The following is a 19762-nucleotide window of genomic DNA, read 5'->3' as shown; positions in this document are numbered from 1 at the left end:
GGCCCGGGCGCGGAGACGACGAGGCCCCGGCGGCACCTGTCGGCGCCCGGGGCCTCGTGCGACGAGCGACTCAGACGGCCGCGAGCACGCCCTCGATCTCCTCGGCGATGAACGCCTTGGGACGGGCGCCGATCACGGACTTCACGAGCTCGCCGCCGGCGTAGAAGTTCAGCGTCGGGATCGAGACGACCCCGTAGTCGGCCGTGACCTGCGGGTTCTCGTCCGAGTTGAGCTTGACGATCTTGACGCGGCCCTCGTACTGCGAGGCGAGCTCCTCGAGCACGGGCGCGACCATGCGGCACGGACCGCACCACGGCGCCCAGAAGTCGACGAGGACGGGGACGTCCGATCCGAGGACCTCGGCGGCGAACGTGGCGTCGGTGACGGGGCTGGTGGCGCTCATCGGTGGTCCTCCACGAGGGTCAGGGCCTCGGACTCGGGCACCGGGTCGACCGTGTCGCCGAGCGAGGCGAGGTAGTGCTGGGCGTCCAGCGCCGCGGCGCAACCGGAGCCGGCGGCGGTGATCGCCTGGCGGTAGGTGTGGTCGACGACGTCGCCCGCCGCGAACACGCCCGTGAGGTTGGTCTGCGTGGTGCGGCCGACGACCTGGATGTAGCCGTCCTCGTCGAGCTCGACCTGGCCGAGCACGAGCTCGGTGCGCGGCACGTGGCCGATCGCCACGAACACCGCGCCGGTCGGGCGCTCGGTGGTCTCGCCGGTCACGGTGTCGCGCAGCGTCACGCCGCTGACCTTGCCGTCGCCGTGGATGTCCACGACCTCGGCGTTCCACACGAAGTCGATCTTCGGGTCGGACGCCGCGCGGTCGGCCATGATCTTCGAGGCACGGAGCTGGTCGCGACGGTGGACCATCGTGACGCGCTTGCCGAACCGCGTCAGGAAGGTGGCCTCCTCGACGGCCGAGTCGCCGCCGCCGACCACCACGATCTCCTGGTCGCGGAAGAAGAACCCGTCACAGGTCGCACACCACGAGACGCCGCGCCCCGAGAGGCGCTTCTCGCTGGCGAGGCCGAGCTCGCGGTACGCCGAGCCGGTCGCCAGGATCACGGCACGCGCGCGGTACGTCTCGCCGCCGGAGACGGTGACCTCCTTGACCGGGCCGACGAGCGAGAGCGACGTCGCGTCGTCCCACAGCACCTCGGCACCGAACTTCTCGGCCTGCTGCTGCAGGTTCTCCATCAGCTCGGGGCCCTGGATGCCGGCGGGCCAGCCGGGGAAGTTCTCGACCTCGGTGGTGTTCATCAGCGCGCCACCGGCCGTCACGGAACCGGCGACGACGAGCGGGGCGAGCCCCGCGCGCGCCGCGTAGATCGCGGCGGTGTATCCGGCGGGGCCGGAACCGACGATGACGAGCTCGCGGACGGACTGGTCGCTCACGGTGATCCTTGCGGTCGGCAGGCCGGGCGACGCCCGGCAGGGCGGCTCGGCGGGGGCTGTCGGGTCAACCGATCCTAGGCCGGATCTGTTCCGCGCCCCGGGCCGTCCACACGGCGGGGCGCGCGATCTCAGGAGATCTGGACGTCGTAGACCTCGAGCCGGTTCGCGCCGTTAGTCTGGGGGAGCTCGTCGATCCAGATCGTGACCGAGTCGAGCTCCGTGGGCTTCGACAGCGTGAAGGTCGTCGTGCCCGACACCGGACCGTGCGCGAGCGTCTCGCCGCCCTTCGGCTTGTCGGCCGAGCCCGCGCGGATCTTGACGTCGCCGCCCTCGCTCTTCGTCACGAGCGTCACCTTCGAGACGGTCGCCGGCTTGTCCAGCGTGATGGTGAGCGCGACGCCGGACTTGATGCCGGAGAAGTCGGGCCGCTTGTAGGTCAGCGTGTACCAGGCGGTCTTCTTGCTGTCGTCGATCGCCTTCTTGACGAGCTCCTCGTGCTCGCCGTCGGTGTCGGACGGGTCGTACGTGGTCGCCGACGCGATGACGGGAGCGGCGCCGCCCGCGGGGGGCGTGGTCGGGCTGGGCTTGCCGCCGTTCGTCGCTGACGCGCTGGGGCCGCTCGTGTGCGTGGCCGACGAGCCGCGGTGCTCGATCGACGAGAACAGCTCCTTGCCGGCGATGACGACGCCGACGAGCACGACGAGCGCGACCAGCACGAGCACGAGCGCGGTCGGGTCGAACCGGCGGCGGCGCACGTCGTCGTCCCGGCTCCGGACGACGTCCTCGAAGACGAACGGCGTCTCGCCCGTGGGCAGCTGCTGCTCGACCGGCTCGCGGGGCGGGAACGCGGGCAGGGGCTGGGTGCCGAACGCGCTGGTGCGCACGGGAGCCGCGGGCGGCGGCGTGCCCGGCCGGTTGGTGCCCGTACCGGGGGTGTCGAACGCGCTGCGCACCGATTGGCGGTGCACCTGGACGGGCTGCGTGTCGTGCTGGTCGTCGTCCACGGACGCCTGCGTGCGCGCGCCCGCGGCGGCACCGGCCGCGGCCGCCACGGCGCCGGCGGCGGCCACCGGCTGGTCGGCGGGACCCGCCTCGGGCTCGGCTCCGGGGGCGGCAGCAGCGAGGGCGGCAGCGGCGGGGGCGGCGCCCTCCGGCGAGCCGGTCGAGGGCGCCATCACGCCCGTCGGCTGGATCTCGCCCCACGGCGCGAGCTCGTCGACCAGCTCGCCCGGCGTGTGCGGGCCGTCCTCGTGCCGGCCGAGCGTCACGGCGCACAGCGTGTCGAGGTCGTTCGGGACGTCGGCGACGAGCTCGGCGGGCGGCACCGGCAGGCCGTCGCGCGTCGGCGCCGCGGGCAGCGCGCCAGGCCCCGGCGTCTCGGGGGCGTTCGGGTCCGCCGGCCAGTAGCCCGTCAGCGCGGCGTAGAGCAGGCGGACGAGGCCCACGGCGTCGGCGCGCGACGTGAGGCGGGCGTCGCGGCTGGAGGTGCCGAGCACGGCCGCGTCGAGCGCGAGGCCGCTGACCAGCACGCGTCCGTCGCCGCCGACGTGCACCGCAGCAGGGCGCAGCGCGAGGTGGTGCACACCGCGCCGACGCGCGACCTCGAGGGCGCCCGCCGCCTCGCCGACGACCGCACGCGCCTGGTCGGCCGTCAGCGGACCGCGCTGCGCGAGCCGGCCCAGCGAGAGCCCGGCGACCTGCTCGGTGACGACGTAGCCGAGGCCCTCGTGCGTGCCCACGTCGAGCACGCGGACGAGCCGGGGATCCGTGACGAGGGCCGCGCGCCGCGCCGCGTCGAGAGCGACCGCCGAGCCGCCCTCGAGCACGCGCACCTGCACCGTGCGGTCGAGGATCTGGTCGCCCGCCGTCCAGAGCGAGGAGCCAGGGAGGTCCGAGGGCAGGGGGTCCAGCACGCGGTACCGGCCGGCCAGCACGGTGCCGCGAAGGACCTCGCTCACCGGCGGCACCTCCCCGACCTGCACTCTCGTCGGCCTCATGCTAGACGGACCGCCTCGCCGCAGCCCCCCGGGAACGAGCCGGAGCAGCGGCCCGACGAGCCCGTCGATCTCGCGCACCCGCATCGCCCGCAGCGCACCGACGTAGAGCACGCACATCAGGGTGCCCACCGCGGCGCACTCCACGATCGCCGCCACGTGGCCGCCGCGGAGCGCGTGCCGGAGCACCGCGAGGAGTCCGAGGCCGACGAGGGACGCGAACAACGCGGCGACGGTCGCCTGGACGTGCAGCCGCAGGATGCGCGGACCGTCGACCGTGCCGAGGCGCCGGCGCAGCAGCCAGCCCGCCCACAGGCCGCCGACGAGGTACGACACGCTCATGGACAGGCCGGCGCCCGCGACCCAGAGCCGCGGCGGCGCGGCCGCGCGCGACAGGAGCGTGCCCGCGACCACGACGGCGCACATGCCCACCTGGATCGGCACCATCGTCCTGGCGTCCTCGTACGCGTAGAACGCGCGCTGGAACATGGACCAGACGCCGTACGGGGCGAGGCCGAGCATCATCGTGACGACGACCCCGGCCACCGCGTTGACGGATGGTGGTGCCGCGGTCCACAGCACCAGGTCCGTGACCGGTCGGGCGAGCACCACGACGACCGCCGTCGCGATCACCGTGAAGAGGCCGACGACGCGCACGCCGTAGGACAGGGTGGCGCGCGCGCCGTCGACGTCGCCGTCGTGCGCCTGCTCCGCGAGGCGCGTGAACAGGGCCGTCGCGAGCGACACCGTCACGAGCGAGTGCGGGAGGATGAAGATGAGGAAGGCGGCGTCGTACGCGGCGTTGCCCGCGATGCCGCCGATCCCGGCGTGACAGCCGGTCGCGCCGCCCGCGGCACCGGGAGCGGCGGACGCGGCGCGCGACACCACGATGTAGCCGAGCTGCCCCACCGCGAGGCCGACGAGCGTCCACGTTCCGACGGTCCCGGCCCGGCTCAGGCCCACGCCGCGGACGCCGAACCGGGGACGGTAGAAGACGCCCGCCGCGCGCAGCGCCGGGAGCAGGATGAGCGCCTGCGCGATGACGCCGAGGGTCGCGCCGCCCGCGAGGACCGCGATCTCGGTGCCGCCCCACTGCGACGCGTGCCCGAGATCGCTGTGCTTGATCCCGCCGAACAGCACGATGAAGACGCCGAAGCCGGCGATCGACACGATGTTGTTGACGACGGGCGCCCACATGTACGGCCCGAACGAGCCCCGCGCGTTGAGCACGATGCCGAGCAGGCCCGACACCCCGTAGAAGAACAGCTGCGGGATGCACCAGAACGCGAACGCCGTCGCGAGGCCGAGCTGCGCGCTGCTGCACGGGTCGGCGTAGATGCGGACGAGCAGCGGCGCGGCCATCGTCAGCAGCAGCGTCGCCAGCGCGAGGATGCCGAAGCCGAGGGTCAGCAGCCGGTCGACGTACTCCTGCCCGATCTTCTGCCGGTACGCGCGCACCACCTGCGGGACGAGCACCGAGTTCAGCGCGCCGCCCGCGAGCAGCAGGTACAGCACGTTCGGGAGCTTGTTCGCGACGGCGAACGCGTCGGCCGCCTGGCCGGTCGCGCCGATCGCGGCGACCAGCACCATGCCGCGCAGCAGGCCGAGCGCGCGCGAGGTCGCCGTGCCCGACGCCATGAGCGCCGACGCACGACGCAGTGCCCGGGCCCCGCCGGGCGTCTCGGTCACCGCGGAGCCTCCGGCGGGCTCGGGTCGGCCGGCATCCCGGCCGTCGAGGTGCCGGCCGCGGGGGTTCGCGGGCTGCCCTCGTCCTCGGGGCGTGGCTCCGTGACGCCGCCGAGCGGCGCGAGGGCCAGCGGGGCGTCGTCACGCGTGGCCTCCGCCTGCAGGCGCGCACCGCGGCGCGCGCTCTGGCCGCGCCGGACCGTCCGGACGATGCCGAGCACGAGCCCGATCGCGAGCAGCACGCCGACCACGATCGTTCCGACGCTCTCGATGGTCGGCGCCACGCGTGCCTGGAACTGCACGGGCGCCGACACCACCTGACCCGCCGGGTTCGTCAGACCGGCGAGGACGGTGACCTCGCAGTTGGCCGTCGCGTGGAGCACCACGACGACGTTCTTCTCGTCGTGCGCGTCGACGGTCAGCGGGTCCGTCTGGTCGGCCTGGAGGCACGCCTTGCGCGGCGACACGACGAGGTGGACGGTCGCGGGCACGGCGAGCGCGTTGCGGACGGTGACACGCAGCTCGCTGCGCGCGCTGATGACGTTCAGGTCGCTGAGCGGCGCGATCGAGAGGCCGGACGTGCGCGCCGTGACGGTCTCGTCGACCGCGTCGACCAGCGCGGCGCGCCCCGCGGGGTCCGCGCGCCAGGCGACCGCGAGGGGCGCGAGCACCACGTCGTCGACGTCGCGCATCGAAGTGTCGGGGTTGCTGGTGACCCCCGCGAACGCGCGGGCGCGCTCGCGGGCGTCGGCGAGCCGCTCGACGTCTCGCGGCGCGAGCTCCGAGTCCGCGACCACGGTCGACGCGAGCTTGCGCTCGGGGGCGTCGCCGGCGTTGTTCAGCAGCGCGGAGATCGGCGTGAGCGACACCCACGGCGCGTCCCGGACCGTCGCGACCTCCGACGCGACGAGCGCGGCGTCGGGCTGCCAGCCGCGGCCGGGCGCGACGAGCGCGACGGGGGCCGGGGAGTCGCGCCGCGCGAGCACCGCGAGCTCGGCGAGCAGCCGCTGGCTCGCGGTGGCGGTGGTGGCGCCGGGCTCGATCGTCGCGGGGTCGGTGAACAGGCCGGTCAGCACGGGGTCCGGGTTGAGCAGCCGCGCATCGCCGTTACCGGTGGGGACGGTCTGCACGCCGCTGATCGCCTGCTTCTGCGCCGCCGCCGACGTGACGCTCCCGACCGGGGCGACGAGACCGGCGAGCGCCTTGCGCGGCACGAGCGCCGCGGTCCGCGCGTCCGGCTTGCTCGGAGCCCACAGCAGCGTGCCGACGTGGCCGCCCGGGACGTCGGCGCTCTTCGACCGCTCGATCGCGAGGTCCGCGAGGCCCGTCTCCTGCGCGTGGACCGTCGCGGCGACGTCGACGTCGGCCCACGGCAGCGTCGCGACGTCGCGCAGGGCGAGCGTCGCGTCGACGCCCTCCGCCCACGCCTTGGCCGTCCCGCCCACTGTCGCCGCCTGCGCGAGCAGCCGCGGGTCGACGGCGGCTCCGATGCCGGGGTCGCTCTCGAGCACCGCGAGCGTCGAGGTCAGCCGACCACCCGGGGCCGTCAGCGCACGGAGGGCATCGGCGGTCGCGGGGTCGACGCCTTCGTCGCCCGTGATCGTCGGCGTGACGGGGGTCCCCGCGGTCGCGGTCGGGCCGGGATTCGCGGTGGGGCTCGGGACCGCCGCGGCGGGGGACGTCACGGGCGTGGTCGGGGGGCCGGTAACCGGCACGAGCACCGAGAGCGACGCCTGCGGCATCGGCCCGGCCTGCGTCGGGAGCCAGAGCACGAACGAGCGCTGGATGCCGAGCACCGAGCCCAGCGACGAGCCCTCGACGGCGATGCCCCGCGGCCCCCACGCGTCCTGCGTGTCGATGAAGCCCACCTGCGCCGCAGGGACGGTCAGGTGCACGGACACGCTGGCGCCCGGTGCGAGCGGCTGCCCGGTGCCCGCCTGCGCGGTCGGCGCGTCGAGCTGGTCGTCGTGGCCCCCGGCCGCGAACGTCGCGAGGTCCGCGCGCTGCGTGAAGTTGAACCGGCGGATCAGCAGCGTGGCCGTCGGGTCGTCGATGGGTCGGTCGGTGTCGTTGTGCAGCGTCGCGTCGACGTTGAGGTCGTCGCCCGGCTGGAGCACCGCGGGCGCCACGTTCGTGATCTCCACGGTGAGGCCGGGCTGGCCGTCGTCCGTCTCGGCGACCGCCGGTGCGGCGGCGAGCGTGAGCCCGGCCGCCAGCGCCAGCACCGCACCCGCCGCGCGGCGCCAGGTCCCTCGTCGCGTCATGCCTGCTGGGCGAGCACGACGAGCGCTGCTTCCGCGAGCCGACGCTCGTTCGGGTAGGCCAGCACGCGGTGCAGGTCGGCGACCGGCACCCACGCGGCGTCCTCCGCCTCGCCGTCAGGGTCGCCCGCGACCGAGAGCTCGCCACCCGTCGCGCCGAGCAGGAAGTGGTGCACCACCTTGTGCACGCGGCGGTCCTCGCCGCTGAACCAGTAGTCGATCGAGCCGAGCCGGCGCAGCACGCGGCCGACGATGCCCGTCTCCTCGGCGATCTCGCGCACCGCGGCCTGCTCCGGCGTCTCCTCGCCCTCGAGGTGCCCCTTCGGGAGGCACCACTCGAGGCGGCCCGCTCGATTGCGGCGGGCGATCACGGCCGCGTGGTACGCGCCGTCGCGCAGCGCGACGACCAGGCCGCCGGCCGACGTCTCGTCCACGACGGGCAGCGGCACGGTCGACACGCGGGCCGCGAGGTGGGACGGGTCGATGCGGAGCGGATGGCCGCCCGGCGGAGCCGGCACACCCCCGGGCACGGGGTGGTGTGCGGGACTTGACATATCGACACTGTAACGAAGCAGCACGCTGGTCCCGGACCGCCGGTCGGGCGGTTCGCCGCGATCTGGCAGGCTTGGACGGGTGCCGATCGTCTCGCCCGAGCCCTCCTCCGAGCCCGCCACCGGGCCCGTGCCCGCGCAGGCCGACGACGCGCGACCCGCGGTCCGCGCCCTGCAGGAGCGGGCGCTCTCCGTCCTCGCCGGGCTGCCGGCGGACGCGCTCGAGCTCGGCCGCCTGTTCGAGGCCGCGGGGCACGAGCTGGCCCTGGTCGGCGGTCCGGTGCGCGACGCGTTCCTCGGCCGCCTCTCCGCGGACCTCGACTTCACCACGTCGGCGACGCCCGACGAGACCGAGGCGATCCTCGCCCGCTGGGGCGACGCGCACTGGGACATCGGCCGCGAGTTCGGCACGATCGGGGCGCGGCGGTTCGCGCGGGCCGGCGCGCCCGACGTCGTCGTCGAGGTGACGACGTACCGCACCGACGCGTACGACCCGTCGTCGCGCAAGCCCGACGTGGTGTTCGGCGACACGCTCGAGGGTGACCTCTCACGCCGCGACTTCACCGTGAACTCGATGGCGGTGCGCGTGCCGAGCCTCACGTTCGTCGACCCGTTCGACGGGCTGTCCGACCTCGCGCGCGGCGTGCTCCGCACCCCGGTGGACCCGCGGCAGTCGTTCGACGACGACCCGCTGCGCATGATGCGGGCGGCGCGCTTCGCGGCCCAGCTCGACTTCGCGGTCGACGACGACGCCCGCGGGGCGATCGTGGAGATGGCCGAGCGCATCGCGATCGTCAGCGCCGAGCGCGTGCGCGACGAGCTCGCCAAGCTGCTGCTCTCCGCCAACCCGCGCGCGGGCCTCGAGGTGCTGGCGGACACCGGTCTCGCCGAGCACGTGCTGCCCGAGCTGCCGGCGCTGCGCCTCGAGATCGACGAGCACCACCGCCACAAGGACGTCTACCAGCACTCGCTCACCGTGCTCGAGAAGGCGATCGCGCTCGAGACGGGCGCCGACGGGCCCGTGCCGCGGCCCGACCTGGTGCTGCGCCTCGCCGCGCTGCTGCACGACATCGGCAAGCCACGCACCCGGCGGTTCGAGGACGGCGGCGGCGTCAGCTTCCACCATCACGAGGTCGTGGGTGCGAAGCTCGTGTCGAAGCGCCTCAAGGAGCTGCGCTTCGACAAGGCCACGGTGCAGGCGGTCTCGCGCCTGACCGAGCTGCACCTGCGCTTCCACGGCTACGGCGACGGCGAGTGGACCGACTCGGCCGTCCGCCGCTACGTCACGGACGCGGGCCCGCTGCTCGAGCGCCTGCACCGCCTGACGCGCTCCGACTGCACGACGCGCAACGTCCGCAAGGCGGCGCGTCTGTCGGCCGCGTACGACGACCTCGAGGAGCGCATCGCGCGCCTCAAGGAGCAGGAGGAGCTCGACTCGATCCGGCCCGACCTCGACGGCACCGAGATCATGGCGATCCTCGGCATCGGCCCGGGGCGCGAGGTCGGCGCGGCGTACAAGCACCTGCTCGCGCTGCGCATGGACCGCGGACCGCTCGGCGAGGACGCGGCGCGCGACGAGCTGCTCGCCTGGTGGGGCGAGCGCGAGGGCTGACGCCTCCGCGCCGTCAGGGCCGGCGGACGACGAGCAGGCAGAGGTCGTCCTCCTGCTGCGCGCCCACGAGGTCGCGCACGAGCGTGTCGACGAGCGTCTGCGCGTCGACGTCGTCGCCCACGGACTCGAGCGAGTGGACGAGCTCGTCGATGCCGCCCCGCAGCCCGCGGTCGCGGCGCTCCACGAGACCGTCGGTGTACAGCACGAGCATCGCGCCGGGCGGGACGCTCACGGCGCCGTCGCGGACCGAGTCGCTGACGGGCCCGACGCCGAGCGGCGTGGTCCCACCGCCGTTGAGCACCCGGACCTCGCCACCGGGCAGCCGGAGCATGGCGGGCGGGTGGCCGGCGCGCGCATAGGTGACGAGCACCGCGTCGTCCGCCGACTGCCACCGCGCGTACACGCACGTGGCGATGTCGGCGATGTCCAGCCCACGCACGAGGGTGTCGACCCGCGCGATCACGGCGGCCGGGGAGCTGCCCTCCCACGCCGCGGACCGCAGCAGCGACCGGAGCTGGCCCATCGCCGCAGCGGCGCGCATGTCGTGGCCCACCACGTCGCCGACCGCGAGGCCCAGCGACCCGTCCGCGAGCGGGAGCACGTCGAACCAGTCGCCGCCGACCTCCGCCGATCGCGCGGACGGCACATAGGCGGCGGCGACGTCGAGCCCCTCGACCTTCGGGATCGCGGGCAGCAGCCGGTGCTGGAGCGTCAGCGCCGCGGACCGCTCCGCGAGGAACAGCCGCGTGTTGTCGAGCGCGAGCCCGGCGCGCCGCCCCAGGTGCGCCGCGGTGACGACCACCTCGGGGCTGAACGCCTCGAGGTCGCGGCTGACGAACGCGATGACGCCGAGCACCCGGTCGCGCCCGCGCAGCGGGAGCACGAGCGCGCTCCCGAGCCCGAGCTCCTCGAACAGCTCGTACTGCCGCTGCGACGCGTAGTCGCGGATGCCTGCCCGGGCGACGCGGTAGGGCGCGGCGATGAAGCCCGGGCCGCTCGTCAGCGCCGCCGTGACGCTCGGCGCGCCGTACAGCCAGCCGAGGTCCTCGTTCGCGAGCTCCTTGATCGCCGCCGCGAGGTCGGGCTCGCTGGTCGCGAGGTGCACGTGCTCGTACCGCCCACGGTCGTCCGTCACCGCGACGAACCCCCACGTGGCGAGCGCCGGGACGGCGAGGTCCCCGAGCGCGTCGACGGCGTCGTGGTAGTCGAGCCGAGCGGTCAGCTCGTCGCTGACGCGGGCCAGGAGGTCGAGGCGGATCGTGGTCTCGCGCTCGACCCGCGCGCCCGCGTCACGCGTGAGCGCGGCCTCGACCGAGTCCGTGACGTCTGCCTGGACGCCGACCCGGTAGGTCACCTGCCCGGACTCGTCGCGGACGTTGCCGATGACGACGCGGTTCCAGAACGGCGAGCCGTCCCGCCGGTAGTTGAGCAGCAGCTCGGAGACGACCTGCCCCTGCGCGAGCCCCTCGCGCAGCCGCATGAGCGAGGTGCTCTCGGTGCGCGGTCCCTGGAGCAGGCGGCAGTTGCGCCCGAGGACCGACTGGGCGTCGTAGCCGGTCAGCCGCGTGAAGCCCTCGCTGACCCAGATGATCGGGTCGTCAGGCTGGCGCGGGTCGGTGACGACGACGGACAGCCCGTCGGTCACGACCGTGAGAGCACCGACGGCGTCAGCGGCGTCGGCGGGAGGGGGTACTGCAGGCAAAGGCGGTCCTGTCTTCGACTGCCCCGGCTTCTCCACGGCGACTCGAGCCTTTCACGAAAACCTTCCCCCAGGTAGTGGCGGACTCTAGACCGCCTGCCGCTCGAGCTCGACCCGGGCGGGTGTGCGTCGCGACGCCGCGCCGTACACGACGGCTCCGGCGGCGTATCCCGCGGCGAGCGCCGCGAACAGGGCGCGCGAGTACCCCGTGTCCGGCAGCAGCGCGGCGGCCAGCGCGGCGGCGCCCACGAACGCCGCGTTGTAGAGCACGTCGTAGATCGCGAACGCCCGGCCGCGGAACGCGTCGTCGGTGTCGCGCTGCACGATCGTGTCGACCGCGATCTTCGCGCCCTGCGCCGCGAGCCCGAGCGCCGCCGCCGCGACGAGGATCACGGGCAGCGAGTACCAGGCGACCAGCACCGCCTGGCTGACGGCCGCCAGGGTGAGGCACAGCACGATCCAGGTGTGCGGGCCGACCTTCGGCGTGACGACAGGCGTGAGGATCACGGCCGCGAAGAAGCCGACGCCGGACGCACCGAGCACCGACGCGAACGTCGCGAGGCCGGCGTTCGCGTCGAGCGGGTCCGAGAGCAGGTTCCGCGAGATCAGCAGGCTCGCGATGAAGACGACGCCGTACAGGAACCGGTGCACGGCCATGATGCCGAGCGCGCGCGCCGGCGTGCGCCGTTCCACCAGGTGCCGCGCCCCGGCGACCAGCCCTCGGGCCAGCGTGCCGAGCGCGGCGCGCAGCTGCGCGGCGTCAGCCCGCGCCTCAGGCCCGAGCCGGTCCCGCCCGATGCGCGCCGCCAGCGCGGCCGCGCACGCCATGACCGCCGCCGCGAGCACGAGCGCCGACGCGTCGCGCACCCTGCCGGTCGGCAGCACCATGCCGAGCAGGAAGCCGATCCCGCCGCCCGCGACGGAGGCCGCGGTGCCGAGGGTCGGCGTGAGCGAGTTCGCCGTCAGCAGCAGCGGCCCGTCCACGACCCGCGGCAGCGACGCCGACAGCGCCGCGAGCAGGAACCGGTTGATCGAGAGGTTGACCAGTGCCAGCACGTACACCAGCGGCGTCGCACCCTGCGTCACCATGACGAGCGCGATCACCGACGTGACGACGACCCGCGTGAGGTTCCCGTAGAGCAGCACCTGACGGCGCCGCCACCGGTCGAGGAGCACTCCGGCCCACGGTCCGACGATCGTGAACGGCAGCAGCAGCACCGCGAACGCCGTCGCGACGCCCACCGCCGTGGAGGCCTTCTCGGGCGAGAAGAAGAACAGGGTCGCGAGCCCGACCTGGAACATGCCGTCGCCGCACTGGCTGACCAGCCGGACGGCGAAGAGCTTGCGGAAGTCCCGGAGCGGCCACAGGGCCTTCAGGTCGTCGATCACCTGCACGCCGCCATCCTCGCACCCGGCGGACGGGCGTCCCCGTCGACCGCCGCGGTTCGGGCGCGGCGCCCCCAACCGGCGGTGCCACGCCGTTCGTTCTCCGGGTGGGACCGTTGAGGCGGGAGGCCGGGACGCGATGGCGCGGTGGGAGCCGATGCTCGAGCAGGTGGCGCGCGAGCGCTACCCGGGCCTCGTCGCGCGGGCCATGCTCCTCGTCAGGTCGCGGGCCGAGGCGGAGGACCTGGTGCAGGACGCGCTCGTCGCGGTGTTCGGAGGCCGTGCGCGGTTCGCGACCCCCGCGGAGGCCGAGCAGTACGTGCGGCGCGCGATCTTCACGCGGTTCGTCGACGGGACGCGGCGCCACCAGCGGGAGCGAGCCGCGGTCGAGCGCGTCGGCGGGTGGCGCGCCCAGGTCGACGTCGGGCCCGAGGCGCGCCTCGCCGACGAGCTCGCGGGCCCGCTCGAGGCCGCACTCGCGCGCCTGAGCCCCCGGCAGCGCGCGTGCGTCGTGCTGCGGCACGTCGAGGACCTCTCGACCGCCGAGACCGCCGCGGTGCTCGGCCTCAGCGAGGGCGCCGTGAAGCGCTACCTGTCCGACGGCGTCGCCGCGCTCAACGCGGCCCTCGGCACCACGGCGCCGCGCGACAGCGTGCCCGTGCTGCCCTCGACGGAGGTGCGTCATGACGCGTGACCTCGACGACCTGATGGCCGCGGCCCTCGCGGCGCGCGAGCGGACGCTCCCCGGCCTGCCCGAGGACGCGACCGCGTGGACGGCGACCGTGGCGCGCGTGCGACGCCGGCGGCGGGCCCGCCACACCGCCACGACCGTGTCGGCGCTCGCGGTCGCCGGCCTCGTCGCCGGGGCCGGCTGGCTGGGCGTGACCGCGAAGGAGCACCCGGCGCCCGCTGTCCCGCCGCCGAGCGTCACGTCGACCCCCACCTCGGCACCGGCCGTCCCGACGCCGGCGTCTCCCACGGTCGGCGCGGTGCTGACGTCGCCGGGCGTGCCGGACGCGCGCCCGCTCGACGCCGCGGTGCTCGCCGGGACCGGCCCTGGCTGGGTGGTGGCGACGTACTGGCCCGCGCGCGACGGGTCCGACGGTCCGGTCCCCGCGACGCCGGCGGTCCTCGTCGTCTCGCCGACCGGCGAGCGCTACCGCGCCCACGCGCTGCCCCCCGGCATCGTGCCGCGCGTCCTGTCCTGGCGGTCGGGCGCCGCGCAGGTCCGCGTCGAGGTCGTGCCGACGGATCCCCGCGTCGCCGCCTCCCTGCCGGGCGCCACGACGACGGGCACGCTCGACCTGCTCACCGGTGCCCTGACGACCGACCAGGTCAACCCGCCCGACGGCGCGACCTACGTCGCGACCACCCCCGCCGGCGTCGAGCTCTGGTCGGACGGCACGGCACTGCGGGCGTTCCCGCCCTCGGGTGCGCCGCGCGACCTGGGCGCGACCGCCGCGTCGACCGCCTTCCTCGTGAGCCCCGACGGCTCCCTGGTCGCCCAGACGACCGACGACGCCACCGGGGTGTACCTGTTCCACGTCGACGGCGGTCCCCGCACGGAGGTCCGCACGGGCGTGACCGACGGCGCGTGCCAGGCCGTCGCCTGGCACGACGCGACGAGCCTCCTCGTGTCCTGCTTCGACTTCACCGGCGGCGGAGGCGTGCTCGACTGGAACCCGCGCCTCGAGCTCGTCACGACCTCCGGCGACACGACGCCCCTCGGGCGGCTCCGCGCGGGTGCGCCGTTCCCCGTCCGGCCGTTCGGCACCTACGTGTCCGACGGCGTCGTCGCGACCGCCGGCGCGGCCCTGAGCCCGGCCGTCGCGACGGCGGACGCGTGCGCGACCGGCGCGTACCTGCTCCAGGGCTCAGCCGCGACGCTGCTGCAAGGCGCCGGGTCGAGGCACGACACGTTCTTCCGGCTCGCCGCCGTCGGCGGGACCGTCTACGTCGAGTCCTCGCACGACTGTGCGGCGGCCGACGCGCCCGCGGTGCTCACCGCGCACCGCGTCGGGACCGGGGCGTCGGTCGTGCTGGCGCCCGCGCCCGCGGCCGACGGTGGGGCGCGGTGGGTGGCGGGGCTGGCCTCGTGGGTGGTCGGTGGTGCCGTGGGCTGAGGGGCGGGTGCGGCGAAGGACGCCGCCCGGGTGGGGCGACGGCCTTGGCTGGGTCTGCGGTGTCGGGGCGCGTTCTTCCTTGGGTCGCGCCGCCCTTCCACTCCGCTACGGCGAAGGGCCGCCCCCTCACGGGGACGACCCTTCACCTGCGCTGCGTTGCAGGTCAGCGCTCGACCTCACCGCGGATGAACGCCTCGAGCTGCGCGCGGCCCTGCGTGTCCTCCATCTGGACCGGCGGCGACTTCATGAAGTACGTCGACGCGGACAGGATGGGGCCGCCGATGCCGCGGTCCTTGGCGATCTTCGCCGCGCGGACCGCGTCGATGATGATGCCGGCCGAGTTCGGGGAGTCCCAGACCTCGAGCTTGTACTCGAGGTTCAGGGGCACCTCGCCGAACGCGCGGCCCTCGAGGCGGACGTACGCCCACTTGCGGTCGTCGAGCCACGCGACGTAGTCCGACGGGCCGATGTGGACGTTGCGGTCCTCCTTCTTGCCGGCGAGCGGGCCGGAGAGGTTGGAGGTGACGGCCTGCGTCTTCGAGACCTTCTTGGACTCCAGGCGCTCGCGCTCGAGCATGTTCTTGAAGTCCATGTTGCCGCCGACGTTCAGCTGGTACGTGCGGTCCAGGATGACGCCGCGGTCCTCGAACAGCTTCGCGATGACGCGGTGCGTGATCGTGGCGCCGACCTGCGACTTGATGTCGTCGCCGACGATCGGGACACCGGCGGCCTCGAACTTCGCGGCCCACTCCGGGTCGGACGCGATGAAGACGGGCAGCGCGTTCACGAAGGCGACACCGGCGTCGATCGCGCACTGCGCGTAGAACTTGTCGGCCACCTCGGAGCCCACCGGCAGGTAGGAGACCAGGACGTCGACCTTGGCGTCCTTGAGCGCCTGGACGACGTCGACCGGCTCGGCGTCCGACTCCTCGATCGTCTGCTGGTAGTACTTGCCCAGACCGTCGTTCGTCACACCGCGCTGGACGGTCACGCCGAGCGGCGGGACGTCCGAGATCTTGATGGTGTTGTTCTCCGAGGCGAAGATCGCCTCCGAGAGGTCGAAGCCGACCTTCTTCGCGTCGACGTCGAACGCCGCCACGAACTCGATGTCGCGCACGTGGTAGTCGCCGAACTGCACGTGCATGAGACCGGGGACGGTCCCGTTCGGGTCGGCGTCGGCGTAGTAGTGGACGCCCTGGACCAGCGACGCGGCGCAGTTGCCGACGCCGACGATGGCGACGCGGATGGAGGTCATCCTCGCTCCTTCTCGGTGTTGCGCGCCGCGTCGGCCGAGGCCGGTGCGGCAGCAGGTGAGTCGGCAGCGGCCGGACGACCGGTGCCTGTGGGACGCGCGCGGCGCACGCCACGCTCGTTGTCGATGAGCCCGTCGAGCCAGCGGACCTCGCGCTCGACCTGTTCGAGGCCGTGACGCTGCAGCTCGAGGGTGTACTCGTCCATGCGCTCGCGGGTGCGGGCCACGGACTGGCGGATCTGCTCGAGTCGCTCGGTCAGGCGCGTGCGCCGACCCTCGAGGATCCGCAGTCGGGTCTCGGCGTCGGTCTGCCCGAAGAAGGCGAACCGGACGTCGAAGTTCTCGTCCTCCCAGGTGGAGGGACCGGACGACGCGAGCACCTCCTGCAGGTGCTCCTTGCCGTCAGCGGTCAGCTGGTACACGATGCGTGCACGCTTGCTCGTCACGGCGTGCGGCGCACCCTCCGGAGACTCGGAGCCCACGATCCACCCTCGGTCGGCCAGCGACTTGAGGGCGGGGTAGAGCGAGCCGTAGGAGAGAGCGCGGAACGAACCGAGGACGAGGTTGAGGCGCTTGCGCAGCTCGTAGCCGTGCATCGGCGACTCGTGCAGCAGGCCGAGGATGGCCGGCTCGAGCACGTCGCTGCGACCGCGCACGGCACCTCCCCGGAAGACTGGACGGACGGCCGCGGGACGGAGGGTCCAGCAGCCAGGTCTCGACCATGTTCTGATCGATGTATCAAGTCGATACATCTGGAGAGTATGTCGAGCCGAGGCTTCGAGGCAAGCGCCTCGGCCGTCGGCCGCGTGTGACCTGGGCTCCTGCTGTGGCCGCCGCCACACGGACCCGCCCGACGGCGGCGCCGGTGGCCACGTGCCGTGCCGATCGTGTGAAGGCTGGTGGCGGAGCGGCTCCTGCGGGCGAGACGCACGGGTGGCCCGGCCATACTGACGAGCGGCTGACGCATGCCTGGTCGTCGCCGGCGCACGTCGCCGGCGCGCGGGCGGACCGGCCACCTCTGTCGTCGTCCAGGAAGGCATCACGTTGGCGGACACCAACGGACGCTCCTCGCGGCCGCGCCGCGCGCCCGCCCGATCGAGCCGCCCCGCGTCGGGGCGCGCGTCGTCGGGCGGCTCGTCGTCAGCGCCCGCGTCGTCGCGCGGCTCGGCCGGCACGTCTCGGCGTGCCGCGGCCGGTGCGGCTGCGGGAGGCGCTGCCGCGCGCAAGCGTCGTTTCTTCGACTACCCGCGCTCCGGCTACACGGGCCTGCACCGCTGGCTGCCGTCGTGGCGCTTCGTGATCGGTGCCTTCCTGGCGGGCTGCTTCCTGCTGGCCGGTGGCGTCGTCGCCGCCTACGCGACCGTCAAGGTCCCCAAGGTCGGCGAGGACATCAACGCGCAGACGACGAAGGTCTACTTCGCGGGCTCGACCGCGGACAAGCCGGGTCCGCTCATGGGCAAGCTGCCCGGCGTCAACCGCGAGATCGTCGACTACTCGACGCTCCCCGAGTACATCGGTCAGGCCGTCGCGGCGGGCGAGGACAAGACGTTCTTCACGAACCGCGGCGTCGACTTCAAGGGCATGGCGCGTGCCATGTTCAAGAACGTGACGACCGGCACGCGTCAGGGCGGCTCGTCGCTCACGCAGGAGTACGTCGAGCGGTACTACGTGGGCAAGACGACGACGAGCTACACGGGCAAGGTCAAGGAGACCCTGCTCGCGCTCAAGATCGGGCGCACGCAGAGCAAGGACGAGATCCTCGACCGCTACCTCAACACCATCTACTTCGGTCGCGGCGCCTACGGCATCCAGGCGGCGTCGCAGGCCTACTTCGGCATCGACGCCAAGGACCTGAGCGTCTCGCAGGCCGCACTGCTCGCGGGCATCATTCCGTCGCCCAGCTACTGGGACCCCGCCGTCAGCCCGGACCGCGCGCAGGCGCGCTGGGGCACGATCCTCGACTCGATGGAGTCGATGGGCTGGATCTCGGCCGCCGACCGCGCGAAGCAGGAGTTCCCCGAGACGATCGCGGTCAAGAACAACGAGACGTTCAAGGGCACCAACGGCTACCTGCTCAAGATGGTGACCAACGAGCTGCTCAAGCACGGCTTCACCGAGGACCAGCTCGAGCGCGGCGGCTACACGATCGTCACGACGATCCAGAAGCCGGCGCAGAAGGCCGCGGTCGCCACCGCGAAGGACGTCTGGGACGGCACGCTCGGGCAGGGCAACAAGCCGAACAAGAACCTGCGCATGTCGATCGTCTCGATCGACCCCAAGGACGGCGGCATCGTGGCGCTGTACGGGGGCAAGGACTTCCTGACGGACCAGCGGAACTCCGCGACGTACGACAACGTCCAGCCCGGCTCGACGTTCAAGCCGTTCACGCTCGTCGCCGCGCTGCAGGACGGCATCGGGCTCGGCACGCGGTTCAACGGCCGCTCGCCGCAGACGGTGCCGGGCTGGGGCTCGAGCCCGGTCACGAACTACAGCCACGAGTCGTACGGCACGATCGACCTCGTCACGGCCACCGAGCACTCGGTGAACACGGTGTACGCGCAGCTCAACAACAAGATCGGCTACGACGCGACCGCCGCGGCCGCGCGCACCGCGGGCGTCGACTCCTCGGTGCCGCTCGTGCCGTCCAACGTGCTCGGCACCGCCGTCGTGCACCCGATCGAGATCGCGGACGCGTACGCGACCTTCGCCGCGCAGGGCAAGCACTCGTCGGCGTTCATCGTCCGGAAGGTGCTGAACCACAACGGCACCACCGCCTACGGCGTCAAGCCCGACACCAAGCAGGTGTTCGACAAGGACGTGATGGCCGACGCGACCTACGCGATGACGCAGGTCGTCAAGCACGGCACCGGCGAGACGTGGATCGGGTCGATGGACCGCCCGATCGCCGGCAAGTCCGGCACCACCAACGAGACGAAGGCGGCGTGGTTCGTCGCCTACACGCCGCACATCGCGACCGCCGTCGCGCTCAGCCAGGACGGCAAGGACGGCAAGTCGCAGGTCTCGATCACGCCGTTCGAGCCGAGCCTGCTCGGCGGCGAGGTGACGGGTGGCACGACGCCCGCGCACATCTGGAACGAGTACATGTCCCAGGTGTTCAAGCTGCCGCAGTTCGCCGCCAAGACCGAGTTCCCGGACCGGTCCGAGATCGGCGCGCAGCCGACGTTCACCTCGCGCCCCACGGCGACCACCGCACCGAGCGAGCAGCCGACGCAGGCGCCCACGACCGTGACGGTGCCGACCGGCCTGGTGGGTCGGCTCGAGGGTGACGCGTCCGCGCTGGTGTACGCCGCGGGGCTGTCGCCGAGCATCTCGTCGGCGCCGTCGGACACCGTCGGCGTGGGTCGCGTCATCTCCGTGTCGCCTGGTGAGGGATCCAAGGTGAAGTCCGGCGCCGCGGTGACGCTCGTCATCTCGACCGGGCCCAAGACCCCCGCGACGCAGCCGCCCACCCAGCAGCCGACCTCGACGCCGACCCCGAAGCCGACGTCCGGCGCGGCGGGCGGCAACGGGAACGGCACCGGCGGGGGCGGCGACACCGCCGGCGGCGCCGGACCCGGCGGCCAGCCCAACCCGGGCTGACGTCGTCGGGGGCTCGGTGCGGAGCACGTCCGCGCCGGGCTCCCGTGGTCGAGGTCCTGGCCGTGGACGCGCGATTTCGGGCGCGGCACGCGGACCGGTACTCTGGACCGCTGCTGTGCCCGCACGCCCGCCGCAGATCGGTGGGTGCGCCCGACGGAGACGTGAGTCTGCGTCAGGCGACGCGGGACCCGGCCCTCGGGCCG

Annotated in this window: 13 protein-coding genes; 4 read left to right on the top strand and 9 right to left on the bottom strand. The window is 73.8% G+C overall.

Annotated elements, in window-relative coordinates; genetic code table 11:
- Positions 1–70: 70 nt before the first annotated feature.
- From trxA to QRT04_RS08760, 5 genes are all read right to left on the bottom strand, one after another.
- Complete coding sequence (gene trxA, locus QRT04_RS08780; RefSeq protein ID WP_289454838.1) at positions 71–403, bottom strand: thioredoxin; 333 nt, start codon at positions 401–403, stop codon at positions 71–73.
- Positions 400–1395, bottom strand: a complete 996-nt coding sequence (gene trxB / locus QRT04_RS08775) for a thioredoxin-disulfide reductase (RefSeq protein WP_289454837.1) — start codon at positions 1393–1395, stop codon at positions 400–402. Before trxB ends, trxA begins: the two co-directional genes overlap by 4 nt.
- 128 nt (positions 1396–1523) lie before the next feature.
- Complete coding sequence (murJ, locus tag QRT04_RS08770) at positions 1524–5078, bottom strand: murein biosynthesis integral membrane protein MurJ (RefSeq protein ID WP_289454836.1); 3555 nt, start codon at positions 5076–5078, stop codon at positions 1524–1526.
- Positions 5075–7339 (bottom strand): DUF6049 family protein, encoded by a 2265-nt coding sequence (locus QRT04_RS08765; RefSeq protein ID WP_289454835.1) that lies wholly within the window; start codon positions 7337–7339, stop codon positions 5075–5077. The genes murJ and QRT04_RS08765 overlap by 4 nt, the downstream gene beginning before the upstream one ends.
- Positions 7336–7890: an NUDIX hydrolase gene (locus QRT04_RS08760; RefSeq protein ID WP_289454834.1), complete on the bottom strand. Its 555-nt coding sequence runs from the start codon at positions 7888–7890 to the stop codon at positions 7336–7338. Before QRT04_RS08760 ends, QRT04_RS08765 begins: the two co-directional genes overlap by 4 nt.
- A gap of 127 nt (positions 7891–8017) precedes the next feature.
- Between QRT04_RS08760 and QRT04_RS08755 the strand changes: the two genes are divergently transcribed.
- The gene (locus QRT04_RS08755) at positions 8018–9499 is read left to right on the top strand and encodes a CCA tRNA nucleotidyltransferase (RefSeq protein ID WP_407653609.1); all 1482 of its coding nucleotides are present in this window, start codon (positions 8018–8020) and stop codon (positions 9497–9499) included.
- Between the two features lie 13 nt (positions 9500–9512).
- On the opposite strand, the gene QRT04_RS08750 is transcribed toward QRT04_RS08755, so the two are convergent.
- Positions 9513–11144 (bottom strand): SpoIIE family protein phosphatase, encoded by a 1632-nt coding sequence (locus QRT04_RS08750; protein WP_289454833.1) that lies wholly within the window; start codon positions 11142–11144, stop codon positions 9513–9515.
- Between the two features lie 141 nt (positions 11145–11285).
- Positions 11286–12593 (bottom strand): MFS transporter, encoded by a 1308-nt coding sequence (locus QRT04_RS08745; RefSeq protein ID WP_289454832.1) that lies wholly within the window; start codon positions 12591–12593, stop codon positions 11286–11288.
- 148 nt (positions 12594–12741) lie between these two features.
- On the opposite strand from QRT04_RS08745, the gene QRT04_RS08740 reads away from it, so the two are divergent.
- Positions 12742–13278, top strand: coding sequence for an RNA polymerase sigma factor (locus QRT04_RS08740; protein WP_289454831.1), 537 nt, complete (start codon positions 12742–12744; stop codon positions 13276–13278).
- A complete protein-coding gene (locus QRT04_RS08735; RefSeq protein ID WP_289454830.1) occupies positions 13268–14707 on the top strand; it encodes a hypothetical protein in 1440 nt (479 codons plus the stop codon). The genes QRT04_RS08740 and QRT04_RS08735 overlap by 11 nt, the downstream gene beginning before the upstream one ends.
- 163 nt (positions 14708–14870) lie before the next feature.
- Here the strand turns inward: QRT04_RS08735 and QRT04_RS08730 are convergent, their stop codons facing one another.
- Together QRT04_RS08730 and QRT04_RS08725 are read right to left on the bottom strand one after the other, a co-directional pair.
- Positions 14871–15962, bottom strand: a complete 1092-nt coding sequence (locus QRT04_RS08730) for an inositol-3-phosphate synthase (protein ID WP_289454829.1) — start codon at positions 15960–15962, stop codon at positions 14871–14873.
- Positions 15959–16615: a PadR family transcriptional regulator gene (locus QRT04_RS08725; protein WP_289454828.1), complete on the bottom strand. Its 657-nt coding sequence runs from the start codon at positions 16613–16615 to the stop codon at positions 15959–15961. Before QRT04_RS08725 ends, QRT04_RS08730 begins: the two co-directional genes overlap by 4 nt.
- A 388-nt stretch (positions 16616–17003) precedes the next feature.
- Between QRT04_RS08725 and QRT04_RS08720 the strand changes: the two genes are divergently transcribed.
- A complete protein-coding gene (locus QRT04_RS08720) occupies positions 17004–19559 on the top strand; it encodes a transglycosylase domain-containing protein (protein ID WP_289454827.1) in 2556 nt (851 codons plus the stop codon).
- Positions 19560–19762: the final 203 nt, after the last annotated feature.

It is taken from the genome of Cellulomonas alba (assembly GCF_030362835.1).
Taxonomy (GTDB): Bacteria; Actinomycetota; Actinomycetes; order Actinomycetales; family Cellulomonadaceae; genus Cellulomonas; species Cellulomonas alba.
This window is presented reverse-complemented; position numbering and strand designations above follow the sequence as displayed.